Origin of the sequence: Nocardioides sp. REDSEA-S30_B4 (assembly GCF_001627265.1) — a bacterium.
GTDB lineage: Bacteria > Actinomycetota > Actinomycetes > Propionibacteriales > Nocardioidaceae > Nocardioides.
Window position 1 is genome coordinate 1 of record NZ_LUPI01000053.1, and the last position, 6,342, is coordinate 6,342.

General features: G+C 70.8%; 7 protein-coding genes and 2 pseudogenes. 4 read left to right on the forward strand and 5 right to left on the reverse strand.

Going from position 1 to position 6,342, the window contains the following annotated elements; all coding sequences use genetic code 11:
• A pseudogene (locus A6R01_RS11165) lies at positions 1-889 on the forward strand (hypothetical protein); the annotation flags it as partial.
• A pseudogene (locus A6R01_RS18315) lies at positions 886-1,359 on the forward strand (ATP-binding cassette domain-containing protein); the annotation flags it as partial. The pseudogenes A6R01_RS11165 and A6R01_RS18315, both read left to right, overlap by 4 nt.
• 36 nt (positions 1,360-1,395) lie before the next feature.
• Here the strand turns inward: A6R01_RS18315 and A6R01_RS11170 are convergent.
• The 4 genes from A6R01_RS11170 to deoC are packed head-to-tail and all read right to left on the reverse strand — an operon-like array spanning position 1,396 to position 4,994.
• Positions 1,396-1,668 carry a hypothetical protein gene (locus A6R01_RS11170; protein ID WP_292605840.1) on the reverse strand — a complete coding sequence of 91 codons (273 nt, stop codon included), beginning with the start codon at positions 1,666-1,668 and terminating at the stop codon, positions 1,396-1,398.
• 28 nt (positions 1,669-1,696) lie between these two features.
• Entirely contained in the window at positions 1,697-2,569 is an 873-nt protein-coding gene (locus A6R01_RS11175; protein WP_292605842.1) for an aldehyde dehydrogenase family protein, read from the reverse strand.
• Positions 2,566-4,002: an aldehyde dehydrogenase family protein gene (locus A6R01_RS11180; RefSeq protein WP_292605844.1), complete on the reverse strand. Its 1,437-nt coding sequence runs from the start codon at positions 4,000-4,002 to the stop codon at positions 2,566-2,568. Before A6R01_RS11180 ends, A6R01_RS11175 begins: the two co-directional genes overlap by 4 nt.
• Positions 4,003-4,019: 17 nt before the next feature.
• Positions 4,020-4,994 (reverse strand): deoxyribose-phosphate aldolase, encoded by a 975-nt coding sequence (deoC, locus tag A6R01_RS11185; RefSeq protein WP_292605847.1) that lies wholly within the window; start codon positions 4,992-4,994, stop codon positions 4,020-4,022.
• A gap of 101 nt (positions 4,995-5,095) precedes the next feature.
• Here deoC and A6R01_RS11190 point away from each other — a divergent pair, with 101 nt between their 5' ends.
• The gene (locus A6R01_RS11190) at positions 5,096-5,689 is read left to right on the forward strand and encodes a hypothetical protein (RefSeq protein WP_292605849.1); all 594 of its coding nucleotides are present in this window, start codon (positions 5,096-5,098) and stop codon (positions 5,687-5,689) included.
• 12 nt (positions 5,690-5,701) lie between these two features.
• Positions 5,702-6,001: a hypothetical protein gene (locus tag A6R01_RS11195; protein WP_292605851.1), complete on the forward strand. Its 300-nt coding sequence runs from the start codon at positions 5,702-5,704 to the stop codon at positions 5,999-6,001.
• A gap of 29 nt (positions 6,002-6,030) precedes the next feature.
• Here the strand turns inward: A6R01_RS11195 and A6R01_RS11200 are convergent.
• Positions 6,031-6,342 (reverse strand): HNH endonuclease signature motif containing protein (locus A6R01_RS11200; RefSeq protein WP_292605853.1); only part of this gene is annotated, 312 nt, incomplete at its 5' end.

A 6,342-nucleotide genomic window follows, 5' to 3' on the forward strand; every position in this document is an offset into this window, starting at 1 on the left:
GCTCGGAGACTCCACGACCCGCACCCTCGAGTCACTGGTGCTTCGACAAACCTCCATCCTTCTGGATTTTCAAGCCGCCGCGGTCAGCGCCGCTATCCAGGCGATCGTCGTTGGCTCGGTGTTGTGGTGGGCCGCGCGAACGCGCAACGCAATCTCCGGGGGTGCGCTGCGCACCTTCCGTCTGCGACACCCACTCGGATCGAGTCGATGGGCCGTCGGCATCGTTGTCGCGGCGACCGTCGTCATCGTTCTCGCCCCGGTGTCCTCACTGGTGTGGTCGTCGGTGCGATCGTCGTCCGGCTTCACGATGAGTTGGTGGGCGATCTTCGCCGGTTTCGAGACCATCGACGCGGGGAGCACTCGGATCGGATCGCCGCTCAGCGCCATGGCGCGGTCCCTGTCGTTCGCTCTCGTCACCGGGCTCGTCGCAGCCGCTATCGGTGGCCTCGCCGCGATGAGTGTGCTGGCGCACCGACTCGGACGGGCCTTCGCGCTCGCGACGGCACTGCCGCTGGGGATATCGGCGGCGACGCTGGGCCTGGGCACGATGCTGGCGTACGGGCGTCCCCCGGTGGATCTACGCGCCACCGGTCTGTTGATCCCGATCGCCCACGCCCTGATCGCCGTTCCGCTCGTCGTCGCGGTCGCCACCCCGACCCTGCGTTCCACCGATCCCCGCCTCGTAACCGTCGCCGCCACCCTCGGCGCTCGGCCGTCGCGAGCGTGGTGGACCGGCTACGGGCGCCCTACGGTTCCCCTCGTGATCGCGCGACTTCTCGGTCGTCCCGGTGAAGCGTCCTTCGGGGTGGCGGCGGCTATGGCGGTCGTTCTCGTCGTCATGACCACCACGCTTGTCGCGGCCGTCGACCGCGGGGGTCGACGATCGTGAACGGCCACACGCTGACGTGCGAGAACCTGACCATCGGATACGAATCCGCGTTGGGAGAGCCCGTCACCTTCACGGTGCCGCCCGGGAGCGTGCTCGCCGTCGTCGGGCCGAGTGGCTGCGGAAAGTCAACGCTGCTGTCCACGATCGCGGACGTGATCCCCGCTCGCTCGGGTCGCGTTCTCATCGACGGAGTCGATGTCACGCAGTTGCCCACGCACACCCGCAAAGTGGCCATGGTGTTTCAAGAGCCGCTGTTGTTTCCGACGATGACGGTGCGCGACAACGTCGCGTACGGTCCGCGTCGATCCGGCGCATCGGCGCGTGACGCCCGGAGCACAGCAGAGGAACTTTTGAGTTGGGTGGATCTCGCGGGCCTCGGCGACCGGAACGTCGATCAACTCAGCGGTGGCCAGGCGCAACGGGTGTCTCTCGCCCGAGCGCTCGCGTCCGACCCCGCTGTCTTATGTCTCGACGAACCGTTCAGTGCCTTGGACGCGCCACTGCGATCACGCCTGGCCGCCGACGTCCTCGCCCTGGAAGGTGTCGATCGCGGGGACCTCGGAGCGGTCCAGGGTCACGGTGCTCACGGTGAGCAGCCCGTCGGGGAGCTGGAGCTCGCCGTCCCAGGTGCTGGTGGCGCCGTCGAGGGCCGCCGGGGGAGACAGCGTGTCCGCGCGGACCGCGTCACCGCCGGGCTCGAGGTCGCTGCCGAGCAGCGAGCAGCCCGCGAGGGCCGCCAGGGCGGGGAGGAGGAGCAGGCCGGGCCTCAGGTGATGCACGGCCTGCTCCTACCCCGCAGGTCGGGGGTCACACCCCCATCGGGTGCCAGACCGTCTTGATCTCCAGGAACGACGTCATCGGCTCCAGGCCGGGGTCCTCGGACCAGTCCGGCTCGGCGGCCGGCGCCCGGCGTACCCGCTTGAGGTTGTCGGCGGCCGCGACCTCGAGGTCCGCGGCGAGCGCCGCGTCACCGGCGATGCCGGTCAGGTCGATGGCGTTGACGTCCATGTGCGAGGCCAGCCACGGGGCGACCGTGGCCGCTCGGCCGGTGAGGATGTTGACCACGCCGCCGGGCAGGTCGCTGGTCGCGAGCACCTCGGCGAGGTTGACCGCGGGCAGCGGGCGGGAGTACGACGACACCACGACGGCGGTGTTGCCGCTGACGATCACCGGCGCGATGACCGAGACCAGCCCGAGCAGCGAGGACTCCTCGGGGGCGAGGACCGCCACGACGCCGGTCGGCTCGGGGGTGGATAGGTTGAAGAACGGGCCGGCCACGGGGTTGGCGTTGCCGACGACCTGGGCGAGCTTGTCGGCCCAACCGGCGTACCAGACCAGGCGGTCCACGGCGGCGTCGACGACCTTGTCGGCCCTGCTCGCCGAGAGCCCCTCGGACTGCTGCACGGCCTGGACGAACTGCGGGCGGCGGTCCTCCATGACCTCGGCGACGCGGTAGAGGATCTGCGCCCGGTTGTAGGCGGTGCGACCGGACCAACCGCCGAAGGCCTTGCGGGCGGCGACGACGGCGTCGCGGGCGTCCTTGCGCGAGGCGAGGGCGGCGTTGGCCACGAAGGCCCCCTTGTGGTCGGTCACGACGTAGGAGTAGCCCGACTCCGAGCGGGGGAAGGCCCCGCCGATGAAGAGCTTGTAGGTCTTGCGGACGTCGATGCGGTTGCTCACGCCTGGCCTCCCTTCAGGTAGGCGGCCAGGCCGTGGCGGCCGCCCTCGCGGCCGTAGCCGGACTCCTTGTAGCCACCGAACGGGCTGGTGGGGTCGAACTTGTTGAACGTGTTGGCCCACACGACGCCGGCGCGCAGCTTGCCCGCGACGTCGAGGATGCGCGAGCCCTTCTCGGTCCAGATGCCGGCGGAGAGGCCGTACGGCGTGTTGTTGGCCTTCTCCACGGCCTCCGAGGGCGTGCGGAAGGTCAGCACGGAGAGCACGGGGCCGAAGATCTCCTCGCGGGCGATCCGGTGGGCCTGGGAGACGCCGGTGAACAGCGTCGGGGCGAACCAGTAGCCGCTGGTGGGCAGCTCGCACGGGGCGGACCAGCGCTCGGCGCCCTCGGCCTCGCCGGCCACGGAGAGCTCGCGGATGCGGGCCAGCTGGGCGGCGGAGTTGATCGCGCCCACGTCGGTGTTCTTGTCCAGCGGGTCGCCGAGGCGCAGCGTGGCCATCCGGCGCTTGAGGCGCTCGAGCACCTCGTCGGCCACCGACTCCTGGACCAGCAGGCGCGAGCCGGCGCAGCAGACGTGACCCTGGTTGAAGAAGATGCCGTTGACGATGCCCTCGACCGCCTGGTCCATGGGGGCGTCGTCGAAGACGATGTTGGCGGCCTTGCCGCCGAGCTCCAGCGTCACCTTCTTGTCGGTCCCGGCGACGGCCCGGGCGATGGCCTTGCCGACGTCGGTGGAGCCGGTGAAGGCGACCTTGTCGACGCCGGGGTGCTCGACGATCGCGCGGCCGGTCTCGCCGGCGCCGGTGAGGATGTTGACGACACCCGGCGGGAGGTCGGCCTGCTGGCAGATCTCGGCGAAGAGCAGGGCGGTCAGCGGGGTGGTCTCGGCGGGCTTGAGGACCACGGTGTTGCCGCAGGCCAGGGCGGGGGCGACCTTCCACGCCAGCATCAGCAGCGGGAAGTTCCACGGGATGACCTGGCCGGCCACGCCGAGCGGGGTGGTGCCGTAGCCACTGTGCTCGAGCTTGTCGGCCCAGCCGGCGTAGTAGAAGAAGTGCGCGGCGACGGTCGGGACGTCGACGTCGCGGGCCTCCTTGATCGGCTTGCCGTTGTCGAGGGTCTCCAGGACGGCCAGCTCGCGGCTGCGCTCCTGGATGATCCGGGCGATGCGATAGAGGTACTTGGCGCGCTCGCGGCCCGGCATCGGGCCCCAGACCTTGTCGTAGGCCTTGCGGGCGGCCTTCACCGCACGGTCGACGTCGGAGGCGTCGGCCTCCGCGACCTCGGCGAGGACCTCCTCGGTGGCGGGGTTGACGGTCTTGAACGCGGTGCCCGCGCCGCTGGTGAACTCGCCGTTCACGAAGAGTCCGTAGGACTCCTTGATGTCGACGACCGCGCGCGACTCGGGGGCCGGCGCGTACTCGAAGATGCTCATCTCTTCTCCTGCCGGTCTCAGTCGAGGGTGACGTAGTCGGGGCCGCTGTAGCGGCCGGTGCGCATCTTGGTCCGCTGCATCAGCAGGTCGTTGAGCAGCGTGGAGGCGCCGAAGCGGAACCAGTCGGGGTCGAGCCAGTCGGGGCCGGCGACCTCGTTGACCATCACGAGGTACTTGATGGCGTCCTTGGCGGTGCGGATGCCGCCGGCCGGCTTCACGCCGACCATCTGGCCGGTCGCGAGGCGGTAGTCGCGGACGGCCTCGAGCATGATCATCGTGACCGGCAGCGTCGCTGCCGGCTGGACCTTGCCGGTGGAGGTCTTGATGAAGTGACCGCCGGCCATCATCGCCAGCCAGCTGGCGCGCCGGACGTTGTCGTAGGTCTGCAGCTCGCCGGTCTCGAAGATGACCTTCAGGTGGGCGCTGCGCTCACCCTGGGTGCAGGCCTCCTTGACCGCGACGATCTCCTCGAAGACCTCGAGGTAGCGGCCGGAGAGGAAGGCGCCGCGGTCGATGACCATGTCGATCTCGTCGGCGCCGGCCTCGACCGCGTCGCGGGTGTCGGCCAGCTTGATGTCGCGGGCCGCGCGCCCGGACGGGAACGCGGTGGCGACGGCCGCGATGTTCACGCCGGAGTCACCCAGGGTGTCCTTGGCGACGCCGACGAGGTCGGGGTAGACGCAGACGGCCGCGGTGGCGGGGCACGTGGGGTCGGTCGGGTCGGGGCGCATCGCCTTGCTGGCCAGGGCCCGGACCTTGCCGGGGGTGTCCTGGCCCTCCAGGGTCGTCAGGTCGACCATCCGGATGGCCAGGTCGAGGGCCTGCTCCTTGGCGGTGGTCTTGATCGAGCGGGTCCCGAGGGCAGCGGCACGGGCCTCAGCACCCACCTGGTCGACGCCGGGCAGGCCGTGCAGGAAGCGGCGCAGCGCAGCGTCGGACCGGGTGACGTCCGAGAGGTCCCAGCCGACTCCGGGCGTGGAGGTCGTGGGCATTGGATCAGCATAGGCTTGTCGACGGGTCTGGCCCCAACCCTCGATCCGGCCGCCCACCCGCCTGGCCACCCGCCTGCCGATCCCTGGAGGAGCCCGCTTCGATGGAGCACGACCCGCACGGCGAACGCCTGGACTTCGACCCCACCAGCGGTCGGTTCATGGGCGCGCTCACCGCCGTCCTCGGTGCGGTCGGCGTCCTCGTCACGCTGGCGTTCCCCGGGGACTACCCGCCGCAGGTCGCCACCGGCGGGCTGCTGGCGATCGCGCTGGCCTGGTCGGCGATGCTCCGTCCCCGCGTCTGGCTCGAGGGGCACCGGCTGGTGCTGCGCGGCATGCTCTCCACGCTGCACCTCCCGCTTGCCCGCCTCCAGTCGGTCGTCGTGCAGCAGGTCCTCGTCGCCACCGTCGACGACAAGCGGCACGCCAACCCCGGCGTCGGCCGGTCGCGGTTCCGTGCGATGCGCAAGCCGCGCTCCACGCGCGACCTGACGATGACCCCGGTGCCTGGTGAGGGCTGGACCCCCGACGAGGGGGCTGACTACGCCGACTTCGTCGAGGACCGGATCCGCGACGCCGCCAAGGCCGCCCAGCGGGTCCCCGATGCGCCCAGCGACGTACGACGGGAGTGGGCGTGGCCCGAGGTCGGCCTCGTGGTCGGCACCAGCCTGCTGTTCGTCGTCAGCTTCTGGTTCTGAGCGCGGCCGCCCGTGACTGAGCGCCCCGAGGTCGTGTGCCTGTGCGGCTCCGCCCGGTTCATGGCGCAGATGCACGACCTGGCTCGCGAGCTGGGCATGGCGGGAGTCGTCGTCCTGACCCCCGTCGACGCGGAGGACGCGCCGACGCCGGAGCAGAAGGAGACGCTCGACGCGTTGCACCGGCACAAGATCGACCTCGCGGACCGGGTGGTGGTCGTGAACCCGGGCGGCTACGTCGGTGAGTCGACGGCGGCTGAGATCGCCTACGCCCGGGCAGCAGGCAAGCGCGTCGACTTCACCGAGCCGCAGTAGGCAGCACGCAGGGCGCTCGGAGCGCGCCGTCAGACTTCCGTGGTGCCGTCGGGGTGGACGAGGAACCGGAGGCCGTAGGGGCTGGTCCAGAGCCAGGTGGTGGGGGTGAGCTGCTGGTAGTCCCATCGTCCGTCGGGGGATGGGTGGGTCTTGGCTCGGTGGTGTCGTCTGCACAACGGGGCGAGTCGGTCGGTGTCGGTTTGGCCGGGTGGTCCGCCCTGGTCGGGTGGGACGTACTCGTCGATGTGGTCGAGGTCGGTCCGGGCTGAGGTGCGGGTGCAGTGGGGGAAGACGCAGGTGGGGCGCTTGAGCTTGACCCGCTGGCTGATGCGGTCGGGGAT